We start from the raw sequence: 26,944 nt of genomic DNA, 5'->3' as shown, positions 1-26,944 counted from the left end.
TTATAGTCAAAGAAATAACGGATTAAGGCTCCGTAGGTGCCTCGTAAATCAACGCACACTAAAAACCTTCATCTACACGAGATCAACAAACCTTCACCGTCTCTACCCCCAACAAATCGCCCAGCTTTTTAATTTTTGATGCGATATGCCCTTTGCCCACCGCGCAATGGTGCGCGGGGCCATGCGAATTCCAGGTTTCTACAAAAGCCCTGGCCCCGATGGCAAATTTGTAACGGCTGTTAGTATTCCCTATTTCCAATATGGGTCCGGCAACGGATTCAGCTTCTGCTACCAGGAAAATGATTTTACCTCCGGCCGTTTCCACAACCGATAGCATGGTAACCGGGCCATGACTCACCGACATTTCGACAGAAAGGCCGTTACCAACCTTACCATGATAAACCTGTAGTGGCTTTACTTTGATCTTACCCTCGGCAATAGCCGGGTGACACGGACCATCATGCCCCATCAGCACTATATCATCATTAAAATCCATGGCATAGTATTCGGTAAAGGAACCACCCGTGCCAAAACTGTCCATTATTTTCATGGCCTGGGCATTTTTGATCTCATACTCCCCCGCTACCGGGATCCCTGCCGCCGTAAGCAATGAATTACCCAGGATCACCGAGCTCATGGTATCCTCGTTAACCGCGTTTCCTGTTCCTTTATGGTAGTAAGCCATAGAGCCAAGGTTGTATTTGGCCACCAGCTTATCTAAAGCCACAGCAGTTGTAGCGGCGCGTTCCAGTTCAAAATCCGAACAATCAGACTGCACATCAAACCTTTCGTGAAATTCTTTGACCTTGTTTTTAACCTCAATCTCCTGAACCGTATCGCGTAAGCCCGATAGCTCATCAACCTCCATAATTTCAATATGGCCGCCAAATGTGGCGCATTGCAGGGTGAGGTCGGAATAGATATCCAGCATCCCCCCATAGTAATTACCCATAATGCCCAGCGTGTTATGGTACATGATATGCGCCACTTTAGCCGCTGCTATCCATTCTTCTACCTGCTGCCAAACATGCGGATCGTTATGCAGCATTCCCGTAATTTGATAAAAAGGAATAGCAGCCCGTTTAAACACATTGGCTATTTCAGGTACCGGGCAAGCCGAGCAATAGGCCAGCCATTCGCCGGTCATGGCTGTGCGGTTTTGCATTTTGTTGAAAGCCACGTAGTCAATTGCCGCGCCCGGCGTAAGGTTCAGGATCACCACCGGAACTTTAGCTTTTTTTACAACAGGCAATACGGTTGACGATAGCGCATAGGTAGTAACGTATAAAAATATCAGATCCACATCTTCCTTACGGAAGCGGCTGCCCGCTTCAAATGCCTTTTGCGGCGTATCAATCAGCCCAAGGTTAACCATTCCCGAACCAAAACCGGCAAGTTTATCTGCTACCTCATCCACGTATCCCGATAGCCGCTGTTCAAGCCCTTCAAACTGATCCCAATAAGTATTAAGGCCGATACCGAAAAGTCCAATTTTAAGGCGTGATGTTATTTGATTGCCGGAAGTATTCATTTTAGAGTTTATTATTGCGAAATGGATGGATTTGACTGATAATTAGAAAGCTATAAACTTAATATTAATTTAGGTGTTGTTTAAAACAGGTTATTTTTTCACCTTAGGGGCGACACATTGAGCTATACAATATACGCAGCGAATTTTTAAATGGACAGCAGCGTTATACAGCTTCTGAATAAACATCGTTTTTAAACAACTCATCATAATTTGGTGTGAGTCAAATATTGCCATATAAACCCTGGTACCAATACACATTTTGATATTTAAGATGTATTTATTGATGCCGGACAGCATTACCATATGATCAATTACTACAAATACCTGCCAGTAAGTAAGGAAGACGAAAACTGGGGACTATGCGTGTTAAATACCGGCTGTACCCATATTGAGGCCTCGGGTTCATACCCCGGCAAGGCACATCCCGCGCATCATAATTTTAACTGGAACACCGGCCGTGTACTGAACGAGTACCAGGTAATTTATATAACCCGGGGCAAAGGCCTTTTTGAATCGGACAGTTGCAAACGGATTGAAGTAAAGGCTGGCAGTGTTATAGTTCTGTTTCCGGGAGAGCGGCACCGTTATAAGCCTGATGAAAAAACCGGCTGGGATGAATACTGGATAGGTTTTAAGGGCGAAGTGATGGACAACCTGATCAACAAAAGCTTTTTTAAACCGGAAGCCCCGTGTCTTAGCATCGGTTTTAATGAAAGCATTTTTGGTCTCTTTAACAATATCATCGAAAAAACACAACAGGAAGATACCGGCTATCAGCCCCAGATCTCAGGCGCGGTGCTGCACCTATTAGGAAGCTTTCATGCCGTGAGCAGGCAAAACGCGGTGAACGATGGCCGCGAAGTATTGATCAACGAAGCGAGGTTGCTGTTCCGCTCAAATATAACTGCCGATTTTTCACCGGAACAAGCTGCGTCTCAATTAGGCGTAGGTTATTCCTGGTTCAGAAAAGCCTTTAAAAGCCATACAGGGTTATCACCAGGCCAGTACTATATCCAGTTAAAAATAGACCGCGCTAAAGAGTTACTGAATGATCCGTCTATCCCTATTAAACAGATTGCTTACGATCTGAGGTTCGAGTCGTATTTTTATTTCTCTAAACTGTTTAAAGAAAAAACCGGCATTGCCCCTACCGATTACCGGAAACGGGCGCAGGGAGATCAGCTATCATAAATGATAAACCTAATATCAAAAAGTGTAACCGGTACTTTTGAGTTCGTTGATAGATTTGGGTCGATGATATAGCCGCTTTTCGCTGAAAATTTTAGCACCTGCAGTTCAGTAATAACAAAACCAATGAAAAAACTTATCCTGCTTAGCCTGTTGGCTGCCATTTTAACTGTCCGGTTCGCATCGGCGCAAAGCATTAAAAATTTTGATAAAAACGGTAAGCAGGTAACTAAATTCGATAACCTGGGCAACGCGGTTGACGCGCACGACGGCGAGATAGCCTTATTTAACGGCGTGTACTACCTGTACGGTACCAGTTATGATTGCGGTTTTGAATGGGGAAACAAAACGGCCCCCTTTTGCGGTTTTAAAACCTACTCATCAACTGATTTGCAACACTGGACCGACAGAGGATTTATGTTTGATGCCAAAACGCCCGTTTGGCAAACCCGCTGCGATGGTAAAACCTATGGCTGCTTTAGACCGCATGTGATCTACAATAAAAAAACAAAACGCTACGTACTGTGGATAAACGTTTACGATAACCGGGTTGGTTACCGGGTATTTACCAGCAAAACCCCGGTTGGACCATTCATTGAAATTAAGGAGCCAACCCTTGCAGTAAACAGCGAAATGCCGGTTGCAGGTTTAAACAATGGCGACCATGATACTTTTGTTGATGACGATGGCACAGCCTATTTAGCGTATACCGACTGGCGAACAAAAGGCAGTATTGTTATTGAAAAATTAAGCGCCGACTATTTAACCGGAACCGGGCAGTATGTAAAATCGGTTACTACAGGCAATACAGAAGCACCTGCATTGTTCAAGCGTAAAGGCAAATATTACCTCATTTACTCCGATCCTAATTGCGGTTATTGTTCGGGCACCGGAGCATCTTATCGTACCGCGTCGTCGCCATTGGGACCATGGTCGGATGGGATCAAGATCAGTGATAACTCCTGCGGCGGGCAACCTTCGTTTGTATCAACCATTAAATTGGATTCGGAAACCATTTTCCTTTTCGGCAGCGATTTGTGGAATAACGCTGCCAAAAACGAGGCCCTTGCTAATTTTTACTGGGCGCCGCTCACCTTTACTGCCGATGGCTCCGTCAACCCTATGGAATGCCAGCAAACAGCAAATTTTACCAGGAGCTCAAATCCGGTTAATCCAACCGAAGATTTTACCACCGGATGCGACATTGGCAGAAATGTACAGCGCGCGCAAATTTTTACGGCAAGCAGGAACAGCAATTTAGCCAGCATCAGTTTTGCCACTTTTCAAACAGGGCATCCCGATGCCGGTCTGGCTGTCGAGATATTTGAACTTGGCAATACCGGATCACCAACAGGTAAAGCATTGGCTTCCGTCACTTTACCTGCTGATTCTGTTTCATGGTCGGCCAGGAACGTTATTGTAAAGACAAATATTCCTGTTACCGTTGGTAAGCGATATGCTGTCGTTATAAAATCGGCCACAACCAAAGGCTGCTATGGCTTTGCTTATAACGACCTGTTAACCGATCCGAATAATGTGGCGTTAATAAGCAATGATAATGGGGCAAGCTTTTCGGCAGAAAAAAACAGGGTGCTTAAATTGCAGGTTGTCATCCAGTAAATCTGTTACTTAAAAAAGAGAACAATAGCCTCAACCAAACAATTCCCTCCCTTGGGAGGGGTGCGTTAGGTATGGGCGTTGGCAGGGAGGGGTTTATACATTTTGCTAACGATTAGGCATATCACATAAACCCCTCCCTACACCCTCCCAGGGGAGGGAATCGCACAATCCCAGGGCTTTTTTAGGTGCAGTGTTAAACTATCTCTTCATATAAACCATTAACGAGGCCTTGGCCAGCAATTGCTTACCTAATAAATAACCCGTTAATGCCGCGGTTGAAGCTTGCGTTGTACCCAGTTTGGCTGTTTTTAACGCATAAACGGTGATTAAATACCGGTGATCGCCCTCGCCAATGCCGGGGCATGGGCCCTGGTAACCGGGTACGCCTACATCGTTAATACTTTGCAGGCTGCCTTGCGGAGCTAAACCACTTTTTACGTCGCCCGCGCCTTGCTTAAGTTCATGAATATTTGCGGGAATATCCACCACAACCCAGTGCCAAAATCCGCTTCCGGTTGGGGCATCTGCATCGTACATGGTTACGGCAAAGCTTTGGGTACCTTCTGGCGCATTAACCCAGCTTAGTTGCGGCGATTTGTTACCACCATTGCAGCCAAAATTACCGGCAATAAACTCATTGCTGAACTGTCCGCCTAAATCGGCACTTTTTAAAGTAAACGTTTGTGAACATGCAGCCTTAGCTATAAAAAAGCTGATGAATAGAGAGAAAATCGTTTTCATAATAACAGTATTTAATTACGCTACAAAGTTGGCCTTGCGGGCGTTCACACTGTTATTGCAAACGGTTCAAATAGTAGTGCAAGCGGCTCAAACTACAATTTGCTGACCGTAAGCAGCCGGGGTAACCCCGAACTTTTTCTTAAAAGCTGTATTAAAATTCGACAGGTTTTCGTAACCGAAAGTGATGTAAAGCTCACTTGCCCTGCGCCCACTCTTTAACTCAATACAGGCAGCTTCCAGTTTCCTTTCGCGGATATATTTTTGCGGCGACAGGCCATAAGCTTTCTCAAAATCTCGTTTGAATGACGACAGGCTCCGATTGGCCAGAAAAGCCAATTCATCAAGAGTGAGGTTATTAAACAGGTTATTTCCGACCAGCTTTTGCAGTGATAAACCGGTATTGTTATGCTCGCTACCAAGTAAGGCCGTCAACTGATTTGGGTATAATTCATAAATGATAAGCAGCAACTCTTCCAGTTTATGCAGCGCTACCGGGTATGAAAGCTGCTGTCGCTCATCAACCAAAGCCCGGATACCCCGGAGGTATTCATTAAGGTAAGCGGTGTTTGAAAAAAGCAAATAAGGCGAACCATCAGCTTGCGTATTTTTTGTGGAAAGACCATGCTTAGCAAAAAATTCGGTGATCAGCCGTTGCGGAAAGAAGACGATAAAACTACTGTAAAGCACATCATTTGAAGTCCCGTTTACGGTATGCTCTGCGATAAGAGTATTACCTTCGGGAATCAGCAAACCTTGTCCTGGCCTGATGATGGTACAATCGGCATGACGATAAAGCTCTTTTTGCCCGTTAAGCACAAAGCTTACGGCGCATTGGTTAAAAATCACCTGGTTTCTGAGCAGACTGCCGCGTTCCCGGTAGTATACAAAAGAGATCTCGCCCGCTTTAATCTGCGGTTTATCTTTAACTGCTTCGGGTACGGTAATGGCTTCCATTAGTGATCGAGAACGTAAAACTAACAAAAAAGCGGAACGGCCAATGGCCGGTTCCGCTTAAAACTGTAACAAAAACTATCTTTTACTTAACGCTGTTCGCCGCCTCGATAATTACTTTAGCAACAGCTTCAGGCTGCGAAATAAATATTACGTGACTGCCTTTGATCTCGGTTATTTTGGCTCCGGCACGTTTATACATGGTACGCTCAACATCGGGTACGATGCTTTTATCTTCGGTGGCCACTATACCATAGCTTGGCTTGGTTTTCCAGGCTGCTTCTGCAACAGGGGTTATAAAACATTGAACAGAGGTTGGCCCCTGGGAGGCAAACATAAAGTCGGCCTCGGCCTGGCTCAAATCGCCGGCAAACCCACCATGAAATTTAGCTTTATCATAGTAAACAAAACCTTTATCATCCGGCGGCAAAATTCCGTTTTCGGGAGCGGGGGGAGCAGATTGTACCCATTTTATGGTATTCTCCCCTTTATCTGGTGCAAAAGCGGCAATGTAAACCAATGCCACTACTTTTGAATTATTCCCAGCTTCGGTAATTACCGTACCGCCATAGGAGTGGCCAACCAAAACTGTTGGGCCGTCCTGTTTATCCAGGATCCGGTTAGCCGCGTCAACATCATCCTTAAGCGAGGTTAAGGGGTTTTGAACCACGGTAACATTGTATCCTTTTTTAGTAAGGATATTGTACACGGCTTGAAAGCCCGAGCCATCGGCAAAGGCGCCATGTACCAATACAATGTTTTTAACAGGTGTGCCCTGCGCGCTTGCTTTAAAGGTAAGGGCAAATAAACTGCCTGATAAAACTACTGCCGCAATTAAATATTTATTTAAGCGGGCTTTCAGTGATTTGGCTTTCATGTTGTTTTTGAGTTTAGTTTTCACAAATGATGCATTGATTAATGTTGTTAAAACCAATAACCCAAACCTCACACCAAAAACACAAACAACTATATTGCAACAACTTACAACAAAAAAACCATTAACCACAATAACGATATATCGGATTTACACGACGATGCTATCCGTATATCATAACCCGCTATTCGTTGGCCAGCGCTACAATATCTTTTCCGTCCAGGATCCAACGACCTGTTCCCCGGTTCGCTGTATTGATCATGGCTTTGCCAACTTCTTCCAGTGTGATAAAACCTTTAGGGTAAATAAGCCTGCCGATGGGATACATACAGCTGATGTATTTATAAAACGAAAGTGTATTTTTTGCACCTTTAAAGCTTTTCATAAATCCCGGCCTGAAGTTAAATACTTGTTTAAAGGGCAGCTTCATGAGGTCGTTTTCAGTTTTGCCTTTTACGCGTGCCCACATGCTGCGGCCATTTTCTGTACTATCGGTACCAGCTCCGGATATGTAGCAAAAGGTCATATCCGGATTAACGCGACTCAGGATCTCGGCAACATGCATAGTAAGCAGGTAGGTTACTTTGTAATAAGCCTCTTCACTCATACCTACCGACGAAACCCCTAAACAAAAAAAGCAGGCATTATAACCTTGCAGCTGGCTTTCTATGGGGGTGAGGTTAAAGAAATCGGCGTGAATAATTTCTTTGAGCTTAGGATGCGTAACGCCGCTTGGTTTGCGGTTAATGATCAGTACCTCTTCAACCTTATTGCTCAGTAAACATTGGTGCAGTACCCCCTCGCCTACCATGCCGGTGGCGCCTGTAATAATTACCTTTATTTTATTAGTTGTTTCCATGATAATGATGTAGCCGATTATAAATTTAAAATATTGTATCTTATTGCAGATTTATTTACCTATTCCTATACCGTGTGTTAATTATATGTTACAATACAAACAATTATATAACCATAACGCTTTAACAATAAATTAGTTGAAGATGCCGAAATGGTTAAAGATAACCTTAAAGATCGCAGGAGCGTTCGTGGGTTTAATTATAATTTTGTTTATCGCTCTTACTGTTTATGTTAATTATAATAAGCAGAAGGTACTTGCTATGATCACTTCCGAGCTTAATAAAAACTTGAACGGCACACTAACTATCGGTACCATCAACCCTACATTGTTCCAGGGGTTTCCGGGCGTATCTGTTGAACTGAAGGATGTGGTACTGAAAGATAACCGCTGGGCCCAGCACCACCATACTTTACTTACCGCCAAAGATTTTGAAGTATCGGTTAATGCCTCGGCCTTGCTTAAAGGCGAGGTGGTGATCAATAAAATAGATATCAGCAATGCCGATATCGACCTGTTTACCGATAGCACCGGCTACAGCAATACAGCTATATTTAAAGCAAAACCTAAGGTTGAAAAAGACCCAAAAGAAAAACAAACCAGCTCATCAACACAAATCAAACGTTTTTCCTTAAACAAAGTGAACTTTGTGGTTGATGACCGCCACGCTTATAAACTGTTCAAATTTGCTGTTAATGATATCCAGGGCCGCATGGATTATCCTGCCAAAGGATGGAATGCCGATATCGATCTGAATACCATGGCAAACAGCTTTTCCTTTAATACAAAAAAAGGAAGCTTCATGAAAAACAGGCTTTTAAAAGGCCACTTTGATATCAGCTATGACGATAACTCGCAAATTATAAACCTCGCTCCCAATACACTCAATATCGGCGATAATCCATTTACGGTAGGCGCGCAGTTTAACCTAAAATCGCCGCAAACAGATTTTACTATTAACCTCAAGGTTGACGATATTTTGTGGAATGATGCTGCCAACCTACTGGCTGCCAATATCACCAAAAGCCTCAAAATGTTCGATCTGAAAAAACCTATTGATGTAACCTGCGACCTGAAAGGAAGTTTTGGAGGCGGAGGCGATCCGTCTATTTACGTTACGGCTAAAGTAAAAAACAACATTTTGAAAACCCAGGGCGGCACTATCGAAAACTGCAGTTTTAATGGTGTGTTCAGCAATAACTATATCAACGGCAAAGGGTTAAACGACGATAATTCGGTTATCAAGCTTTACCATTTTAACGGCTACTATAAAGATATTCCCTTTACCATTGATACAGCGTTCATCAACAACCTAAACACGCCTGTGGCAACAGGCATTTTCCGCTCACGCTTTCCGGTTACCAAACTTAACCCTGTTATTGGCGATGAAAGTTTGAAATTCACCAAAGGCATAGCCGACTTGAAACTGGCTTATAAAGCCGATATCGTAAATTTTAAATTCACCAAACCTTTTGTTACCGGCAATGTAGATATCAAAAATGCAGATGTAGAATACCTGCCCCGCGGCCTGGCTTTCAAAAACAATTCTATCGCTTTAAAATTCACCGAGAAGGATCTTTATATCAACAACATCCGCCTGCAAAACGGCAGCAGTATAGTGTACATGCAGGGTAAGGTTAGCAACTTTTTAAACCTGTATTATACCGATCCGGAAAAGATCCTGATCGTGTGGCAGATCACCAGTCCGCAGATCCGGCTTGGCGAATTTTTGGGCTTCCTGAACAATCGCGGATATGAAAGTACTGCCAGCCATGGCGGATCGGGCAAAAAGGTATCAAACGCCAAAATCACAAGTCAGCTGAATACCGCGTTTGATAAAGGGCAGGCCGAGCTTCATTTACGTTTGGCAAAAGTTTACTACAAGAAGTTTTTGGCTACCGATGTAAATGCCGATATCCTGCTGGCCGACAACACCATGAAGATGCGCAATGTGAGCCTCAAAAGTTCGGGCGGAACATTGAATTTAAGCGGCTTGGTATTGCAGGGGCCAACCAATAATTTTGCTATCAGCACAACTATTAACAACGTAAATACTAATACCTTCTTTGCATCGTTTAACAACTTCGGTCTCAAGGATTTTACCAGCGATAACTTGCGTGGTTTTCTTTCGGCAAGAGTAGATATTAAGGGTGGAATCAAAAATACCGGCGACCTGGTACCAAAATCAATCAAAGGCTTTGCACAGGTTAGTTTAAAAGACGGCGCACTGGTCAATTTCGCCCCGATAAAAAGCGTAGGCAAGTTCGCCTTCCCTTTCCGCGATTTGGACAATATCACTTTTGGCGATTTGAAAGCCAGATTTGATCTTGACGGCGATAAGATAAAGATCGCCCCTATGCAAATCAATTCGAGCGTTTTGAATATGGATGTAGAGGGAACCTATTCGCTATCACGGGGCACCAACATTGCACTGGATGTTCCGTTACGGAACCCGAAAAACGACAGCAAGATTGAGGACGAGGCCGAACGAAACAAAAAACGAATGAAAGGTATTGTTTTACATATCCTTGCCACCGACGGCGATGACGGTAAAATAAAGATAAAATGGAATAAAAATCACAAAAAAACCAAGCAGGATGATGACGACCAGAAGACAGACGATAAGCAGCAAACACCGGAACCAGCGCAAGATTAATAAAAATTCACATAATCTTCACTTTAACCGTTGTTTCATGGTGTTGAAATGACACTATAATAGCAAATAAATGCTTACCTTTGTGCTGTTCATTATAAGGTAATATGTTGATTAAACATTTATTGGTTAGCACATTATTTTAAAACTTTTAAACCGCTCGTTCCTTACAGCAATAATATCAGTAGAAAACCCTCGTTTTAAATATTAAATACTTATCCCGGGTTCACAAATAAAGAAGGAAGCAAAGTTTAATGTAGTATGTTTTAACTCCGGTTGTTTAACCTGGCACAAGTATCTTATTGAACCGTTTTTAGCTTAATAATCTGTATTAAAAAATGAGACAACTTAAAATATCCCAATCAATCACTAACCGTGAATCAGCATCGCTCGAAAAATACCTGCACGATATTGGCAAGGTAGATTTGATCACAGCTGAGGAGGAAGTGATCCTGGCGCAAAAGATTCGTGAGGGCGACCAGGTAGCGTTAGAACGTTTGACAAAAACTAACCTTCGCTTTGTGGTATCGGTTGCTAAGCAGTACCAAAACCAGGGCCTTACCCTGGGCGACTTAATAAACGAGGGAAACCTTGGCCTGATCAAAGCGGCAAAACGCTTTGACGAAACTAAAGGTTTTAAATTTATTTCATATGCCGTATGGTGGATCCGTCAGTCAATTCTGTCGGCCATTGCCGAGCAATCACGTATTGTGCGTTTACCATTGAACCAAATTGGTTCATTAAGTAAGATTCATAAAGCCGCTTCAAAACTGGAGCAGGAATACGAAAGGCAGCCAACGCCTGAAGAACTTGCAGATAACCTTGAAATTTCGGTTGATAAAATCGCTGATTCAATGAATAATGCAGGTCGTCAGATTTCAATGGATGCTCCTTTTATCCAGGGTGAAGAAAATACTTTACTTGACGTATTGGCAAGCTCTGATGCTGCAACCGATACCGAAGTAATGGCCGATTCATTATCACAGGAAATTAAACGTTCGTTAGGTATCCTTGCCGAACGCGACCGTGAAGTACTGATGTTGTTTTTTGGCCTTGGTGGCCATGCGCCACATTCATTAGAGGAAATAGGTGAAAAATTTGATTTAACCCGCGAACGCGTTCGTCAGTTGAAAGACAAAGCTTTGATGCGTTTACGTCACAACTCAAAATCAAACCTGTTGCAATCATACTTAAACTAATCCAGGAATATCCGCCTGAGTTTTTATACCAAAAACGCGAATGAGTAAATCATTCGCGTTTTTTTGTGGGGGTAACCCGTCCTTTGGGCTACTTTGTATAAACTTCTCTTTATCATTAAGCAAATGTCATTTCGACGAACCAAGGGTTGGATTTGTGCGCCGGAGGTGAGGAGAAATCTTCTACGCCCTGTTTTTACCTGTATAGTTGTATAACCAGATGTAGAAGATTTCTCTTTCGCGCCACACCACAAGCCGCCCCTGCTCTATCGAAATGACATTTTTTTATTTTAAAAGATGAATACATGCGCGGGAATCGCACAACGCCTCCCTACTTATTTCCAACAAAATCTTTTTGCTTATTTCGGTATTGCGGCAGCTCGTACCAGGCTTTGGCCGGCCGGTTTGTGGGGAAGCCGTGTTTTGTCCGGTAAGCTTTTCGTTCGGCGGTAAAATCCCACCAGTTTTTGCCGGTGTCGCCATGTTTTATATAATGAGCAAGCAACCGGTATGAATCCTCCACACAAGGGTCGGCCCAGGCGCCAACGTGCCGTTCAAAAGCATTAAACAACTCAACCGGGTCTTTACCCTTTAACTGCTCTAACGAGTAATACCCTTGCTGCATCAGCTCGGTAGCAAAGTTGATCCCTAATGAAGGAATACTTTGAAATTCAATAAGCGCGTTAATTTCTTTTGCACGTTCAGTATCTGCATTTAATATCATCGCCACTTCGTCGGGAGCAAAAGTAGTGAGGTCAGAAATCTTAGTTTTTTGGGCCCTGAGCAGCGCCTTCTCTTCGGCATTTAAGAGCAGATTAATTGATTTCTTCATAATTTAGGTGGATATAACAACTAAGTTAAAAAGGAATCCCGAGAAACAAAAAAAGCCTTTCTAAATAGAAAGGCTTTTATATATCATCTGCACATTTAAAATCTGCACATCTGTAGTCAAAATTTATTTCATCGATTTGATAAAATCATCAAACAAATACCTTGAATCGTGCGGGCCAGGTGAAGATTCAGGGTGATATTGTACCGAGAATGCCTTTTTACCTTTTACGCGGATCCCTTCTATCGACTGGTCGTTCAGGTTAACGTGAGTGATCTCTACTTTATCTGAAGCACGTACAGCCTCAGGCACTACACCAAAACCGTGGTTTTGTGAAGTAACCTCGCAATGATTAATAATGATATTTTTTACCGGGTGGTTTAAGCCACGGTGACCGTTAAACATTTTTTGGGTTGGGATATCATTAGCCAAAGCCAGCAGCTGATGACCTAAACAAATACCGAACATTGGCTTATCAGCAGCTAAAATTTCTTTTACTGTTTCAACCGCGTAAGGCATAGCTGATGGATCGCCAGGGCCATTTGAAATAAAATAACCGGTAGGCGCAAAATCCTTTTCCATTTCGGCGTAAGTTGTTTTAGCCGGGAACACTTTGGCATAAACCTCGCGCGAATCAAAATTGCGAAGGATGTTTTTCTTTACACCAAGGTCAAGTACTGCTACACGGTAAGGAGCATCTTCGCTGCCAAAAGTATAAGTTTCGGTAGTTGATACCTGCGATGAAAGCTCCAGGCCATCCATTGAAGGCACCAGGTCAAGCTTTGCTTTCAACTCATCCAGATCCAATATTTCTGACGAGATAATAGCGTTCATAGCGCCTTTATCACGAATGTGGCGAACAAGCTGGCGGGTATCGATATCAGAAATACCTACAATATTTTGTTCCTGGAAATAATCCTGTATCGATTCATCAGCCTGTTTACGGCTGTAGGCGATGTTATAGTTTTTACAAACAAGACCCGCTATCTGGATCCTGCCCGATTCAACCTCTTCATTAGCAATACCGTAGTTACCAATGTGCGCATTGGTGGTTACCATAATTTGCCCAAAGTATGAAGGGTCGGTAAAAATTTCCTGGTAGCCGGTCATGCCGGTATTAAAACAAATCTCGCCGGTGGTAGTACCCATTTTGCCAGCAGCCTTACCATAAAAAACGGTACCGTCAGCAAGCAGCAATATAGCCGGTAGTTTGGTGAAATAGTTCATCGCTTAAAAAAATTGAAAGGGTTAAATGATCGGATTGCCTGGTTCAAAGCCCCGTGAAAACTGATAGAAATAATGAAGTAAGGAACTTCCGGATTCACGGCGCAAAAGTAGAAAATTATTTCGGATTTCGGATATGGAATTTTGGAATTATTTTGATTTCGGATTTCGGATGTGGGATTTCGGAATTGTTTTGATTTAGAATATGGAATTGGGTTTGATTTGGATTTTGGATTTCAGATATAAAACTCCGGAGCTTGTTAATTAACGGGCACGCTGCTTCACAATAGCAGAGCAAAAAAATAAAAAATCCGAATTCGAAATCATGATTACCTTTGCACTGCCGATAAAACATTTATCAATGTCTGTAAATAAAGAAATAAAGCGTATCACCACCAATACCATTCAGGAAATGAAGGTTCGTGGTGAAAAGATCTCTATGCTTACCGCATATGATTATTCAATGGCTACTATAGTCGACGAAGCTGGGACGGATATCATCCTCGTTGGCGATTCGGCTTCAAATGTAATGGCCGGTCACGAAACTACGTTACCTATCACGCTCGATCAGATGATCTATCATGCTTCATCTGTAGTACGTGCAGCAAAACGCGCCTTAGTGGTTGTCGATTTGCCATTTGGTTCATACCAAGGCAACTCTAAAGAGGCTTTGAACTCGGCCATCCGTATCATGAAGGAGGCCGGCGCACATGCCGTTAAAATTGAAGGCGGTGTTGAAATAGCCGAATCGGTAAGCAGGATCTTAACTGCGGGCATACCGGTAATGGGACACCTTGGGCTTACCCCTCAATCCATATACAAATTTGGAACTTACACGGTACGCGCCAAACATGAAGCCGAAGCACAAAAACTGCGTGAAGATGCGGTTAAGCTACAGGAGCTTGGCTGCTTTGGTGTAGTACTGGAAAAAATCCCGGCCAAACTTGCCCAGGAAGTGACCGCTAATCTGCAGATCCCTACAATAGGTATTGGCGCCGGTCAGCATTGCGACGGACAGGTATTGGTGATCCACGATATGCTGGGAATTAACAAAGGCTTCAAGCCTCGTTTTTTACGCCAGTATTCCAACCTGTATGATGTTATGCACGACGCAATCAAAAATTACAATACCGACGTAAAAAGCAATAGCTTCCCTAACGAAAAGGAACAATATTAATTAGCTTATGGTTGATAGTTCATAGATCATAGTAAAAAATGATCGGCTATGAACTATCAACCATGAACCATAAACTAAACAATGCCTCGTCCCGAATTTAATTATAGCAATAACGATATCACTGATAAGGATGTTCTTTATGAAGACAATCACCTTATTGGCATAAACAAGCGCGCGGGCGATATTGTGCAGGTTGATGAAACCGGCGACGAGCCATTGGACGAAAAGGTAAAAAAATACATCGCCCACAAATACAGCAAACCCAACGGCGCGTTCCTGGGGGTGGTACACCGGTTGGACAGACCTGTTAGCGGCGTGATCCTGTTTGCTAAAACCAGCAAAGCGTTGGACAGGATCAACAAAATGTTTAAAGCCCGCGAAATGCATAAAACCTATTATGCGGTAGTTCGCAAAAAGCCATTCCCTGAGGAAGGGACACTTGTACACTGGCTGGTTAAAAACTCTCAAAAAAATGTAACTAAAGCCCATGACCGTGAAGTTCAGGGCAGCTTACGTTCTGAACTGAGTTATAAACTGGTTGGTGAATTAAACGGATACTATTTAATTGAGGTTGACCCGATAACAGGTCGCCCGCACCAGATCAGGGTACAGCTTTCAACCCTTGGTTGCCCTATTGTTGGCGATAATAAATATGGCTATCCACGTGGCAGCTTACGCAAAAGCATTTGCCTGCATGCCCGTAAACTGACTTTTATTCATCCGGTAAAAAACGAGCCGGTTGCCATTATTGCACCTGTACCACGCGATGGCTTTTGGGAGAAGTTTGAGGGGATGATGGTGGAGTGATGCGAAACCGATTTGATCGTTGCTTCGTTCTTCAAAAAAACATTAAAAACTCAGCAGGATTGATACGTCGTACATCAACAAATACATTGTGAAGGTGATCAAAATCCGCGTCCGTTGTTACAAGCTGCAAACTCAAAAGGGCGGCAAGTGACGCGATCCAAAGATCATTCTTACCCATATTACGCGGAGTATTAAAATCATAAACGGTAAAGGCAGGATTTGCCTTTTGGGAAAACGCATCAATTTCTGCGTAGATATTTACATACAGTTGATTAACCTCAATAATATTAACCTCATCTAAAAAACTATCAAGTAAAGCACGCCTGTTAACACCCCAACTATTTTTAATAGCGATTGACTTAAGCTCGGCTTCCGAAACAACTGAGAGATATAATTGAGCTTCGTTTGGATTAATAAAATTTACAACGCCAGCGAAATCTTTCGCTCTTATAATATTCAAAACAATGTTAGTATCAAGTAACAAATTCATCATTTGTCCTTACTCATTTGTCCTTACTCATTTGTTTTGACAAATCATTCCATTCTTCCTCTGTAAATGGTTCGATTTTGGGCGAATTCTGAAGGGCTTTTATTAAACTCCTGGTATTTTTGTTAGATTTCAAACTAAAAGCTGTTGTCCCCCCTGCAGCTAACACCTCTTCGGGCGAATGCGTAGGATGAGTTTTAAATGAGCCGTTATTAGTAGAAATATTATGCTTCATCGCTTTTTAGCTTTTATCAAAGATAAGGAATATTTTTAAACATCACGTCTTCAACACCTCGTTCCAGATCCGCTCATCTACAGGCACACCTTCTGTCAAATTCTTTTCTCTTGTCTTTATAGTTCCTTCACCAGGGTAAGATATTGATGCCCCCTCATGCTCCGGTGTACTTGTTTTGGTATAGTTAATGATTTCCTCAATCAGGCTTTCCGTTTGTTCGCTGCTATTGGGTTTGATACAAATAAAGACCTGGGAAATACCTGATTCGTGTTCACTTTTAGTTATTTCTGCGGTTGATCTACCAGCACTTAACACGGTAGCTAATACATCCAGCACCAGTGACAAACCCGATCCCTTCCAAAAACCAACGGGCAGCAAGCGCTGTGATTTTAATATAGCCGCGGCATCGGTGCTCAATTTCCCTTCTTCGTCATAACCACCAGGTAAGGGCAGGGCCTCATTATTATTCGATTTATATTGCTTCAATTTACCCACCGCGTACTGCGATATCGCCATATCCAAAACAACATGCCCGTTTTTACGGGGCACTGCAATAACTAACGGATTGTTACCAAGCCGCGGACTAATACCTCCCCAAGGTGGTAGGTTAGCTATTGTATTTGTAAAGGAAATACTGATAAAACCGGCATCGGCCGCCTGCCAGCCGTAGGTGCCACCACGCATCCAATGATTGGTATTTTTTAATGCCACACAACCAATACCATTTTCTGCAGCAAGTTCTATTGCCCTGTTCATGGCAAAACGTGCGTTTAGTATGCCAGGCCCAAGTTTGCCGTCCCATTGTTCAATAGCTCCAAAACCAGTTACCTTAACAGGATCGGCCTGTATAGCTATTAATCCGTTTTTTATATAATTTACAAAAACAGGGAAACGGTTTAAGCCATGGGTATAAACACCATCTCGGCTATTTTCAGCAAAAACAGAGGCAATAATTTCAGCTTTGCCATCGGTAAAGCCAAGCATCAGCAACACTCTTCTAAATTCAGTTTTAAGCTTTTGGAACGGAACACGCATCGGTTTTGAAATAAATTTAATTTATAACGTTTATTACAGTATACTGATGCAAGGTAATCAACCATATTTTATAATTTTGTCCTCAATAAATGAAAAAAGCTCCGCTGTTGTTTTTTCTGTTGCTTATAAGCATTGCGCTGATCGTTAATTCATGCAAGAAAGATAATTTAAGCCACATACCAGGGCTGATGGCCGGAAAGTGGCAACTCGCCTCAATAACCGTTACCAATTATGTTGGTGACTCACAAGTTTCATTAGATACGTTAAATCAAACCTGCAGCATTATTCAGTATTTCACTTTCAAGGCCGATAATTCTTGCAATTACACTAATTTTCAATGTAATGCCGATTCGGCGGTAGGCCGTTGGGGGCTTACCGCAAATAAATTATTTTTAACTTCGGATATGGTTTGCAAGGATACTACCAAATCATCGGGCGGCACTTCAAAACCGTTTGCAAACGCTAAAATAGTTACGTTAGGCAACTATTCGCTGGTATTGGAAACGGGGGATGTTGAACCAAACTATTCGGCAACTAAAAAAAGACGAGTTATGCGATATGGCTTTATCAGACAAAGGACAACCGCAAGCCAGTAAAAAATTTAGTTTTAAATTATAAAATGGTTTTAGTATAATAGTTTCAATACCAGTTAAACATTCAGCCCGATGAAACTATTACAGTTTCATCTCCGTTGAAAAACATATTATCGATGAAAAAAAGAATTGCCATTTTCGCTTCAGGTTCCGGTTCAAACGCTCAGAAATTAATGGAGCATTTTAAACGCAATGCCGATGCTGAAGTTGTGCTGATACTCACCAACAACCCTCAAGCATACGTTTTACAACGCGCCGATAACTTTGAAGTACCATCGCATATTTTCAGCCGCCACGAATTTTATGAAACAGATGGTGTTATCCGCCTGCTTAAAAACCTTCAGGTTGACCTGATTGTACTGGCCGGCTTTTTATGGCTCGTACCACAATCGTTACTAAAAGCATTCCCAAATAAAATCATCAACCTGCACCCTGCCCTACTCCCCAAATACGGTGGCAAAGGCATGTATGGCGATAATGTTCACCGCAAAGTTTTAGAGGATAAAGAAGAAGAAAGCGGTATCACCATACATTTTGTAAACGAAAACTTTGACGAAGGAGAGATCATCCACCAATCAAAATTTAAGATAGAACCCGGCGATACTTTGGAAATCGTAAAATTTAAAGGCCAGCAACTGGAGCATAACCATTTCCCTAAAGTGGTTGAAGCATTGTTGAAAAAGATGAAGAGCTGATTGTTTAGTGATTAGAGATTTGAGGTCAGAGATTAGGTTTTTATTCAGTTGATTACAGGTCTTCTTTTATACATTTAACACATAGATGGGAGCTTTTACTGATTTAGAGGTTTGGAAAAAGGCTCGTTTGCTACGAAATAATATTACAGAATTAGTTAAAGCGTTCCCTGCCGAGGAAAAATATCGTTTAACTGATCAAATTATCCGCTCATCTCGTTCTATTGGTAACAACATAGCCGAAGGCCATGGCAGATTTCATTATTTAGATGCCTCAAAATTTTTGGTAAATGCCCGTGGCTCTGCCGCCGAAACCATCGATCATTTAATCATCGCCTTTGATAATAACCTGATAGATCAGCAAACAATGGATAATCTCAGGCAAGATTGCGAGGAATGTATGCGAATGATCAATGGCTATATTTCTTATCTAAAGAAGCAAGTAGAGAATTAACACTACTTAAATTCGTACTTTTTAAGTAGTGTATTTCCAAAACTCTAACCTCCAATAGCTTCCAAAAACATTGATTAAAAAAAACTAATCTCTAACCTCAAATCTCTAATCACTAATCACTACCTTTGCGGCTCAAAAAACAGCGTGTACATGAGCCAGTCAGTTCAAATAAAAAATGCTTTAATTTCTGTTTATTACAAAGACAATTTAGAGCCCATCATTCATGAATTAAACCGCCTTGGTGTAAATATCTATTCAACCGGTGGTACCGAAACTTTTATCCGCAATTTAGGTGTAAACGTGATCCCGGTTGAGGACCTTACTTCATATCCTTCAATCCTGGGTGGTCGTGTTAAAACCCTGCACCCTAAGGTTTTCGGTGGTATTTTAACCCGCAGAGATTTTGATGGCGATAAACAGCAAATAGCACAATACGAAATTCCTGAAATTGATTTGGTGATTGTTGATCTGTACCCGTTTGAAGAAACCGTAGCATCAGGTGCCAGCGCCGAAGATATTATCGAAAAGATCGATATCGGTGGTATCTCATTAATCCGTGCAGCTGCAAAAAATTTTAAAGATGTAGTGATCGTAGCGTCAAAAGATGACTACGCCGGTCTGGAGAATATCCTGAAAACGCAGGATGGTGCTACCACAATTGATCAACGCCGTTCATTTGCTCAGAAAGCATTCAACATATCGTCAAACTACGATACTCATATTTTCAACTATTTTAACGAAGCCGAACCACTTCCGGTATTTAAACAAAGTATCCAAACCAGCCAGGTTTTACGTTACGGTGAAAACCCGCATCAAAAAGGCACCTTCTATGGCAACCTTGATGCCATGTTCAACAAATTGAACGGCAAAGAGCTTTCATACAATAACCTTGTTGACGTTGACGCCGCCGTTGCTATCATTGACGAGTTTACCGAGCCTACTGTAGCCATCCTTAAGCATACCAACGCCTGCGGCGTAGCTTCACGTTCATCTATCAAACAAGCATGGATCGACGCTTTGGCCTGCGACCCGGTATCTGCTTTTGGTGGTGTAATTATTGCCAATGCCGAGATCGACGTGGAAACCGCCACTGAGATCGACAAATTATTTTATGAGGTTCTGATCGCACCGGCTTTCTCTGACGAAGCTGTAAAGATCCTTTCAGGTAAAAAGAACCGTATCTTGTTGGTTCGCCAGCCGGTTGAGCTTCCTGTTAAACACTTCAAAACTTTATTGAATGGTGTAATTGAGCAGGATAAAGACGCGGTTATTGAAGGCCCGGCCCAAATGACAACCGTTACTGAAAAAGCCCCTACCGAGGCAGAGTTGAAAGACTTATACTTCGCTAACAAAATTGTAAAACATACAAAGTCAAACACCATTGTGTTTGCAAAAAATAACCAGCTAATGGCAAGCGGCGTGGGCCAAACCTCAAGGGTTGACGCGCTGAAGCAAGCCGTGATCAAGGCACAAAGTTTTGGTTTCGACCTGAACGGCGCGGTAATGGCATCTGATGCTTTCTTCCCGTTCCCGGATTGTGCCGAACTGGCTGCCGAAGCAGGTATTACTGCCATTTTACAACCAGGCGGATCAATTAATGACAAGCTTTCGGTTGCGATGTGCAATGAAAAAGGCCTGGCTATGGTTACTACCGGTGTTCGTCACTTTAAACACTAAAATTAATGGTTGATTGGGTTGATTAGGTGAGTAGTTTATTAGGTTAAAAACGTTTGATTTAAGAGTAGGGATTGATTTGGTGAAAAGGAAAAATGTTTTTAACCTGTTTTAACTTAATTTACCTGTAAATCCAGTAAACCATTTAATAAATAAGCTCTATCAACCCAACCCCAACACAATAAATGTGATTTTTTAACGCTTAAGTTTGCAAAATGCTAAACTATTTAAGCGTATTTTTATAAACTTTGCATAACATACTGAAAGAAATACCAGATGGGTTTATTTAACTTTTTTACACAAGAAATTGCTATCGACTTAGGTACAGCAAATACCCTCATTATACATAACGACAAAGTTGTTGTTGACGAACCCTCAATAGTGGCGTTTGACAGAACAACCAATAAAGTGATTGCCATAGGCAGGCAAGCCATGCAGATGGAAGGTAAAACGCACGATAATATCCGTACTGTGCGCCCACTAAAAGACGGTGTAATTGCCGACTTTAACGCTGCCGAGCACATGATCCGCGGGATGATCAAAATGATTAACCAGGGTAAGGGATGGTTTTTTCCATCATTACGTATGGTGATCTGTATCCCTTCGGGTATTACCGAGGTAGAGAAACGTGCCGTGCGTGACTCGGCCGAGATTGCCGGTGCCAAGGAGGTTTACCTTATCCACGAGCCAATGGCTGCTGCTGTAGGTATCGGCATTGATGTGGAAGAGCCTATGGGCAACATGATCATCGATATTGGTGGTGGTACTACCGAGATCGCCGTTATCGCTTTATCGGGTATCGTGTGCGACCAGTCGATCCGTGTTGCGGGTGATAACTTTGATTCGGACATTGTTCAATATATCCGTCGCCAGCATAACATCATGATTGGTGACCGTACTGCCGAAAAAATTAAAATTGAGGTTGGCGCCGCCCTTCCTGAATTGAGCGAGCCACCGGGCGACTTTGCCGTTCAGGGCCGCGACCTGATGACCGGTGTACCAAAACAGATCATGGTATCATACACCGAGATTGCGCATTGTTTAGATAAATCAATCTCAAAGATTGAGGAAGCGATACTAAAAGCATTGGAGATCACTCCTCCCGAGCTTTCGGCCGATATTTACCAAACCGGTATCTACTTAACCGGTGGTGGCGCATTATTGCGTGGCCTGGATAAACGTGTGGCTGCCAAAACCAAACTTCCGGTTCACGTTGCCGAAGACCCTCTTCGCGCCGTAGTACGCGGAACCGGCACTGCCCTTAAAAACATTGGCAATTTTAAATTTTTAATGCAGTAACTGAGTTAGTGATTAGAGGTTAGGGATTAGAGATTAGTTTTTATTACAATACTTATCTCCGATTCCTAATTTCTAATTTTGCTATAGACAACTAATCTCTGATCTCCAATTAACTAATCTCCAACAATGCGTAACCTTTGGATATTTATAACTAAGTATAACGCGTTTTTTTTATTCCTGATTTTTGAGATTAGCTCGCTGCTTATTTATATCAAATACAACTCATTTCAGAAAGCATCTTTTATTAATTCAACCAGCCAGGTAACAGGTACCCTGTACGGCCAGGTTGATGCGTTAAAAGGATACCTGTCATTAAAAGAAACCAATGATAGTCTTGCCCGTGAAAACGCAAAACTCCGCGGCCAGCTTAAAGTTTCCTTTTATGTTGACAGTGTTGATAAGCGTAAGGTTAATGATACTGTTTACAAGCAGCAGTATAGCTATATTGTAGCCAAGGTTATCAACAACTCGTTCAACAAGCGCAGCAACTACATTACTATCGACAGGGGTAGCCGGGACGGAATACAAAAAGATATGGGTGTAATAACCGGCGCGGGCGTAGTGGGCCAGGTTATCCAGGTAACCGATCATTTGGCTATCATTCAATCAGTTTTACACAAAAACACACGGTTTAGCGCTATGCTTGCCGGCACTAAAGATATAGGCTCATTTGTATGGGGTAATGACCTTGACCCACACAAAGGTTTACTGATTGATATCCAAAATAACGCGCAACCCAAAGTGGGCGACTCGGTTGTAACATCCGGCTATTCGCTTTTCCCTACAGGTATACCGTTTGGTAAAATTACTAACCTGCATGCAAAAGGCGGTGGTTTACTTATTAACGTTGAGGTAGCCTTAGCTGTCGATTTTACAAAGCTTCAATACGTTTACGTGGTAAATAACAAGTTTGCCGGTGAACAAACGGGACTGGAGGCCGTACAAAACAAAAATGAGTAGGACTATCCTTATTAACCTCCTTAGGTTTATCGTATTGGTTTTTATACAGGTTTTCCTGTTAAAAAACATTACGTTCTATAATCTCGCGACTCCGTATTTCTATATACTGTTCATCCTCTTGCTTCCCTTTGAAGTACCCAATGTACTGCTGTTTGTATTATCATTCGTTTTAGGCCTCACTATTGATGCCTTTTACGATACGCCGGGGCTGCACGCTTCGGCCTGTGTGGTACTCGCTTTAGTGCGTGTGCTGTTCATCAGTATAACAGTGCAAAAGGATGGTTTTGATAACGAACCTGAACCTACATTGAGTATCATGGGCTTCAGGTGGTTTTTTACCTATGCTTTGATACTCACTTTATTCCACCACTTTTTCCTGCTTAATTTAGAGGTTTTTAGTTTTTCTGAAATACAATACACACTAAGCCGTGTTGTTTTAAGTTCATTGTTTACAGTATTTTTAATACTAATTTCGGGCCTGCTATTTTTCAGAAGGAAAGAACGTAAATGAATAAGTTTTTTGAACGCCGCTACGTTGTTACCGGTATCTTTATAGCTATTATTTTAGCCCTTTTAGGGAGACTCTATTATATCCAGATAGTTGATGACCGCTATACCATATACGCAAACAGCAATGTAAGGCGCACTACTATACTTTATCCCGCGCGCGGCCCCATACTTGACCGTAACGGCAAGATCCTGGTACAAAACGAACCTATTTACGATGTAATGGTTAACCCCAAAGAGGTTAAACCTTTTGATACCCTTCTGCTTTGCAAAATGATTGGTATCGATAAAGAAGGCTTTGATAAGCGCTTTACCAAAGCGCAAAGGCAATCGCCAGCCAAAGCATCGATATTTGAAAAACAGCTGTCTGTAGAGTTATACGCTGCCCTGCAGGAAAAGCTATTTGAGTTTCCGGGTTTTTCTATTGTGCCCCGCACTATACGTACTTATCCAGATTCGGTAGCAGCCCAGTTTTTGGGCTTTATTGGTGAGGTTACCGACAGGGACATCAAACGCTCAAACGGCTACTATCGCCTTGGTGATTATATTGGTGTTACCGGTGTTGAAAAGGCTTACGAAAACGTACTTCGCGGTCAGCGTGGTGTGCAGATCCAAATGGTTGATTCGCATGGTGTATTTAAAGGTTCATTTGCCAATGGCGCACTTGATACCGTGCCCCGTTCGGGCGAGCGCCTTACTTCATCATTGGATATCGACCTGCAACGCCTTGGCGAAAAGCTGATGCAAAACAAGCTTGGTAGTATTGTGGCTATTGAACCCTCATCGGGCGAAATATTATGTTATGTAAGTAGCCCCACTTATGATCCCAACCTGATGGTTGGTCGTGAGCGTGGTAATAACCTCGCTAAAATGTATAATAACCCGTATAAGCCATTTTTCATCAGGCCTATACAGGCACAATATCCTCCAGGTTCGTCATTTAAGCCTTTGAGCGCGCTTATTGCTTTGCAAGAGGGAATTATCAACCCAAATGAAACTTTTTATTGCACCGGTAATTACAGGGTAGGAAACCGTATTGTACACTGTAACCATGGCGAAGCACACGGCACGGTAAATATGGCAAAAGCAGTAGCCGAGTCATGTAACGGCTACTTCACAATGGTATTTCAGCGTATTGTTGACCGGTACGGCGTAAAAAACACAGCCGCTAATTTCACCGCCTGGCGAAATAATGTAATGAAGTTTGGCCTGGGCGCCCGGCTTGATCTGGATATGCCGGCAGAAAGCCGTGGCAACGTACCAACACCTTTGCACTATGATAACACCTATCGTAAAGGCGCCTGGCGCTCAAGCACCATTGCCGCGTTAGCTATAGGCCAGGGCGAATTATTAGCTACCCCCTTACAATTAGCTAACCTGGAGTGTACCATCGCCAACCGTGGTTTCTTTTATAAACCGCATCTCGTTAAAGCTATCGGCACCCAAAACGTGATCAAGAAAGAGTACATAGAGAAAAACTACGTTGGTATTGATTCGGGATATTTTGAACCGGTAATTAATGGGATGGAGGCCGTAGTTGAAAGTGGTACGGCCCGCAGGTCAAAAATTCCGGATGTTATCATGTGCGGCAAAACCGGTACAGCACAAAACCCCCATGGCGAAGATCATTCGGTATTCGTGGCTTTCGCTCCGCGCGATAATCCTAAAATAGCGATAGCCGTTGTTGTCGAAAACTCGGGCGAGGGCGCCCATTGGGCTGCTCCTATTGCCAGCTTTATAGTTGAAAAATATTTAAAAGGCAAAATTACCCCACGCGAATCAGGATTTACGGTTGATTACTTTGCTAATGCCAACCGTCTGCCTGATCTTAGTCTTTACGCGCAAGATCTGCAAAAAGAACGCAGGCGCGACAGCATCAGGGCAGCAAAAGTTGATTCGATCAAAAAGTTCAAAGCCGATTCAATTAAGAAATTCAAAGCCGATTCAATTAAGAAGGAGCGACGCGAAGCGGCTTATAACAATAAGCCGGCAAACTGGATTAAATCATTAACAGGCGGAAGGAGCAAGTCATGAGTACCCAGCAACGTAGTTTCTTCTTTAACGTAGATTGGCTTACAGTTTTCCTGTACCTGATATTGTGTACAATTGGCTGGTTTAATATTCACGCCGCAGTTTACGATCCTGCTCATCAAAGTATTGTTGACGTCTCAACCAATTACGGTAAGCAATTCATCTTCATTTGTATATCTGCTGTTGTAGGTATCGTTATCCTGCTGCTCGAAAGCCGGTTTATCGCGGCGCTTGCGCCCGCGTTTTACGTGGTCATAGTTTTGCTGCTGGTCCTGGTGCTCATTATAGGGCGAAACGTTGGCGGCAACCAGGCCTGGATAAACCTTGGCGGCGGTTTCAGGCTGCAGCCCTCCGAGTTTGCCAAGTTTGCCACCTGTTTATTGCTGGCGCGATACTTAAGCGGGACAAACATCCGCGTTACCGACCCAAAATCGTTTTTAATGGCCGCGGCCATTATCGGGTTCCCGATGTTGCTGATCATGTTACAGCCAGATACCGGCTCAACACTGGTATTTTGCTCATTGATATTCGTGTTATATCGGGAAGGCTTATCGCCTTATTTCCTGATCATAGCAGGTTTATTTATTACCCTGTTTGTTACATCCCTGTTGTACAATCCGCTTTATATTATCCTGATACTGGTTGCAATAACCGCGTTCATCATCTTTTTATTTAAGCGGAACAGACAATTGATTAAAACTATGCTTATTGGCCTGGCCATTTGTATAGCATTTATATTCAGCGTAAAGTTTATTTATACCCACGTTTTAAAGAAACACCAAACTGAGCGTATCAACATTTTATTGGGTATCACTACCGATTTAAGGGGAAAGGGCTACAACGTAAACCAATCAAAAATTGCCATTGGTTCCGGTAAACTTTGGGGTAAAGGCTATTTACATGGCACCCAAACGCAGTACTCGTTTGTACCCGAACAAAGTACCGACTTTATATTTTGTACCGTTGGTGAAGAGTGGGGATTTGCAGGTTCATTAACTGTGATAAGCCTGTTCATGTTCCTGATATTGCGCGTTATTCTGATAGCCGAGCGGCAACGATCACCCTTTACGCGTGTTTACGGTTACGGTGTAGCTTCAGTATTGTTTTTCCACGTAGTGATCAATATCGGTATGACTATCGGTGTAGTGCCGGTAATTGGCATTCCGCTACCATTTATCAGTTACGGTGGGTCATCATTAATAAGCTTTACCATGCTCCTGTTCACGCTCATTAAGCTCGACTCAAACAGGAAATCGAACGTTTAGCTTTTTGTCCGCAAGTCGGGAAAATCCGTAAGTCAGAAAGAGAGAATCCCTGCAACCAAACAATT

General features: G+C 42.7%; 25 protein-coding genes. 15 read left to right on the top strand and 10 right to left on the bottom strand.

The window, feature by feature from the left end:
• Window positions 1-82: 82 nt before the first annotated feature.
• Window positions 83-1,531, bottom strand: coding sequence for an arabinose isomerase (locus DUL71_RS22220; protein ID WP_114940091.1), 1,449 nt, complete (start codon window positions 1,529-1,531; stop codon window positions 83-85).
• Window positions 1,532-1,834: 303 nt separating this feature from the next.
• Here DUL71_RS22220 and DUL71_RS22210 point away from each other — a divergent pair, with 303 nt between their 5' ends.
• Complete coding sequence (locus tag DUL71_RS22210; protein ID WP_114940089.1) at window positions 1,835-2,722, top strand: AraC family transcriptional regulator; 888 nt, start codon at window positions 1,835-1,837, stop codon at window positions 2,720-2,722.
• Between the two features lie 123 nt (window positions 2,723-2,845).
• Window positions 2,846-4,339: a family 43 glycosylhydrolase gene (locus DUL71_RS22205; RefSeq protein WP_114940088.1), complete on the top strand. Its 1,494-nt coding sequence runs from the start codon at window positions 2,846-2,848 to the stop codon at window positions 4,337-4,339.
• A 198-nt stretch (window positions 4,340-4,537) separates the two neighbouring features.
• Here DUL71_RS22205 and DUL71_RS22200 read toward each other — a convergent pair whose 3' ends face one another.
• The 4 genes from DUL71_RS22200 to DUL71_RS22185 form a co-directional block, all read right to left on the bottom strand.
• Entirely contained in the window at window positions 4,538-5,080 is a 543-nt protein-coding gene (locus DUL71_RS22200) for a YbhB/YbcL family Raf kinase inhibitor-like protein (RefSeq protein WP_114940087.1), read from the bottom strand.
• Window positions 5,081-5,167: 87 nt separating this feature from the next.
• A complete protein-coding gene (locus DUL71_RS22195) occupies window positions 5,168-6,034 on the bottom strand; it encodes a helix-turn-helix domain-containing protein (protein ID WP_114940086.1) in 867 nt (288 codons plus the stop codon).
• A gap of 82 nt (window positions 6,035-6,116) precedes the next feature.
• On the bottom strand, window positions 6,117-6,908 hold the full coding sequence (locus tag DUL71_RS22190) for an alpha/beta hydrolase (RefSeq protein WP_114940225.1): 792 nt from the start codon (window positions 6,906-6,908) through the stop codon (window positions 6,117-6,119).
• Between the two features lie 181 nt (window positions 6,909-7,089).
• Window positions 7,090-7,764 carry an NAD-dependent epimerase/dehydratase family protein gene (locus tag DUL71_RS22185; RefSeq protein WP_114940085.1) on the bottom strand — a complete coding sequence of 225 codons (675 nt, stop codon included), beginning with the start codon at window positions 7,762-7,764 and terminating at the stop codon, window positions 7,090-7,092.
• A gap of 259 nt (window positions 7,765-8,023) precedes the next feature.
• On the opposite strand from DUL71_RS22185, the gene DUL71_RS22180 reads away from it, so the two are divergent.
• Window positions 8,024-10,417 (top strand): AsmA-like C-terminal region-containing protein, encoded by a 2,394-nt coding sequence (locus DUL71_RS22180; protein WP_244228813.1) that lies wholly within the window; start codon window positions 8,024-8,026, stop codon window positions 10,415-10,417.
• 335 nt (window positions 10,418-10,752) lie between these two features.
• Window positions 10,753-11,613: a sigma-70 family RNA polymerase sigma factor gene (locus DUL71_RS22175; protein WP_091165711.1), complete on the top strand. Its 861-nt coding sequence runs from the start codon at window positions 10,753-10,755 to the stop codon at window positions 11,611-11,613.
• 328 nt (window positions 11,614-11,941) lie between these two features.
• On the opposite strand, the gene DUL71_RS22170 is transcribed toward DUL71_RS22175, so the two are convergent.
• Together DUL71_RS22170 and carA are read right to left on the bottom strand one after the other, a co-directional pair.
• Window positions 11,942-12,442 carry a helix-hairpin-helix domain-containing protein gene (locus DUL71_RS22170; RefSeq protein WP_114940083.1) on the bottom strand — a complete coding sequence of 167 codons (501 nt, stop codon included), beginning with the start codon at window positions 12,440-12,442 and terminating at the stop codon, window positions 11,942-11,944.
• Window positions 12,443-12,565: 123 nt separating this feature from the next.
• Window positions 12,566-13,666, bottom strand: coding sequence for a glutamine-hydrolyzing carbamoyl-phosphate synthase small subunit (carA, locus tag DUL71_RS22165; RefSeq protein ID WP_114940082.1), 1,101 nt, complete (start codon window positions 13,664-13,666; stop codon window positions 12,566-12,568).
• Window positions 13,667-14,024: 358 nt separating this feature from the next.
• On the opposite strand from carA, the gene panB reads away from it, so the two are divergent.
• Both panB and DUL71_RS22155 read left to right on the top strand, forming a co-directional pair.
• A complete protein-coding gene (gene panB / locus DUL71_RS22160; protein WP_112575855.1) occupies window positions 14,025-14,840 on the top strand; it encodes a 3-methyl-2-oxobutanoate hydroxymethyltransferase in 816 nt (271 codons plus the stop codon).
• Between the two features lie 81 nt (window positions 14,841-14,921).
• Complete coding sequence (locus DUL71_RS22155; RefSeq protein WP_114940081.1) at window positions 14,922-15,647, top strand: RluA family pseudouridine synthase; 726 nt, start codon at window positions 14,922-14,924, stop codon at window positions 15,645-15,647.
• A gap of 31 nt (window positions 15,648-15,678) precedes the next feature.
• Here the strand turns inward: DUL71_RS22155 and DUL71_RS22150 are convergent, their stop codons facing one another.
• From DUL71_RS22150 to yiaK, 3 genes are read right to left on the bottom strand one after another with little or no spacing between them, the layout of a single operon-like run.
• Window positions 15,679-16,140: a type II toxin-antitoxin system VapC family toxin gene (locus DUL71_RS22150; RefSeq protein WP_244228812.1), complete on the bottom strand. Its 462-nt coding sequence runs from the start codon at window positions 16,138-16,140 to the stop codon at window positions 15,679-15,681.
• Between the two features lie 10 nt (window positions 16,141-16,150).
• Complete coding sequence (locus DUL71_RS22145; protein WP_112575853.1) at window positions 16,151-16,369, bottom strand: hypothetical protein; 219 nt, start codon at window positions 16,367-16,369, stop codon at window positions 16,151-16,153.
• Window positions 16,370-16,411: 42 nt separating this feature from the next.
• On the bottom strand, window positions 16,412-17,404 hold the full coding sequence (gene yiaK, locus DUL71_RS22140; RefSeq protein ID WP_114940079.1) for a 3-dehydro-L-gulonate 2-dehydrogenase: 993 nt from the start codon (window positions 17,402-17,404) through the stop codon (window positions 16,412-16,414).
• Window positions 17,405-17,493: 89 nt separating this feature from the next.
• On the opposite strand from yiaK, the gene DUL71_RS22135 reads away from it, so the two are divergent.
• The 9 genes from DUL71_RS22135 to rodA all read left to right on the top strand — a co-directional run bounded on the left by DUL71_RS22135 (window position 17,494) and on the right by rodA (window position 26,879).
• The gene (locus tag DUL71_RS22135; RefSeq protein WP_114940078.1) at window positions 17,494-18,000 is read left to right on the top strand and encodes a lipocalin family protein; all 507 of its coding nucleotides are present in this window, start codon (window positions 17,494-17,496) and stop codon (window positions 17,998-18,000) included.
• A gap of 113 nt (window positions 18,001-18,113) precedes the next feature.
• Window positions 18,114-18,692, top strand: coding sequence for a phosphoribosylglycinamide formyltransferase (purN, locus tag DUL71_RS22130; protein WP_112575850.1), 579 nt, complete (start codon window positions 18,114-18,116; stop codon window positions 18,690-18,692).
• A gap of 85 nt (window positions 18,693-18,777) precedes the next feature.
• Window positions 18,778-19,143 carry a four helix bundle protein gene (locus tag DUL71_RS22125; RefSeq protein ID WP_112575849.1) on the top strand — a complete coding sequence of 122 codons (366 nt, stop codon included), beginning with the start codon at window positions 18,778-18,780 and terminating at the stop codon, window positions 19,141-19,143.
• A 150-nt stretch (window positions 19,144-19,293) separates the two neighbouring features.
• Window positions 19,294-20,820 carry a bifunctional phosphoribosylaminoimidazolecarboxamide formyltransferase/IMP cyclohydrolase gene (purH, locus tag DUL71_RS22120; protein ID WP_112575848.1) on the top strand — a complete coding sequence of 509 codons (1,527 nt, stop codon included), beginning with the start codon at window positions 19,294-19,296 and terminating at the stop codon, window positions 20,818-20,820.
• Between the two features lie 273 nt (window positions 20,821-21,093).
• Window positions 21,094-22,116 carry a rod shape-determining protein gene (locus tag DUL71_RS22115; protein WP_090528947.1) on the top strand — a complete coding sequence of 341 codons (1,023 nt, stop codon included), beginning with the start codon at window positions 21,094-21,096 and terminating at the stop codon, window positions 22,114-22,116.
• 126 nt (window positions 22,117-22,242) lie between these two features.
• The gene (gene mreC / locus DUL71_RS22110; protein WP_114940077.1) at window positions 22,243-23,076 is read left to right on the top strand and encodes a rod shape-determining protein MreC; all 834 of its coding nucleotides are present in this window, start codon (window positions 22,243-22,245) and stop codon (window positions 23,074-23,076) included.
• Window positions 23,069-23,587 carry a rod shape-determining protein MreD gene (locus DUL71_RS22105; protein WP_112575846.1) on the top strand — a complete coding sequence of 173 codons (519 nt, stop codon included), beginning with the start codon at window positions 23,069-23,071 and terminating at the stop codon, window positions 23,585-23,587. Before mreC ends, DUL71_RS22105 begins: the two co-directional genes overlap by 8 nt.
• Entirely contained in the window at window positions 23,584-25,617 is a 2,034-nt protein-coding gene (mrdA, locus tag DUL71_RS22100; protein WP_114940076.1) for a penicillin-binding protein 2, read from the top strand. Before DUL71_RS22105 ends, mrdA begins: the two co-directional genes overlap by 4 nt.
• Complete coding sequence (gene rodA / locus DUL71_RS22095) at window positions 25,614-26,879, top strand: rod shape-determining protein RodA (protein ID WP_114940075.1); 1,266 nt, start codon at window positions 25,614-25,616, stop codon at window positions 26,877-26,879. Before mrdA ends, rodA begins: the two co-directional genes overlap by 4 nt.
• The last annotated feature ends 65 nt before the right edge of the window (window positions 26,880-26,944 follow it).

It is taken from the genome of Mucilaginibacter endophyticus, from assembly GCF_003351025.1.
Taxonomy (GTDB): Bacteria; Bacteroidota; Bacteroidia; order Sphingobacteriales; family Sphingobacteriaceae; genus Mucilaginibacter; species Mucilaginibacter endophyticus.
Note: the sequence above shows the minus strand (reverse complement) of the source record. Positions and strands in the feature narration are given on the sequence as shown.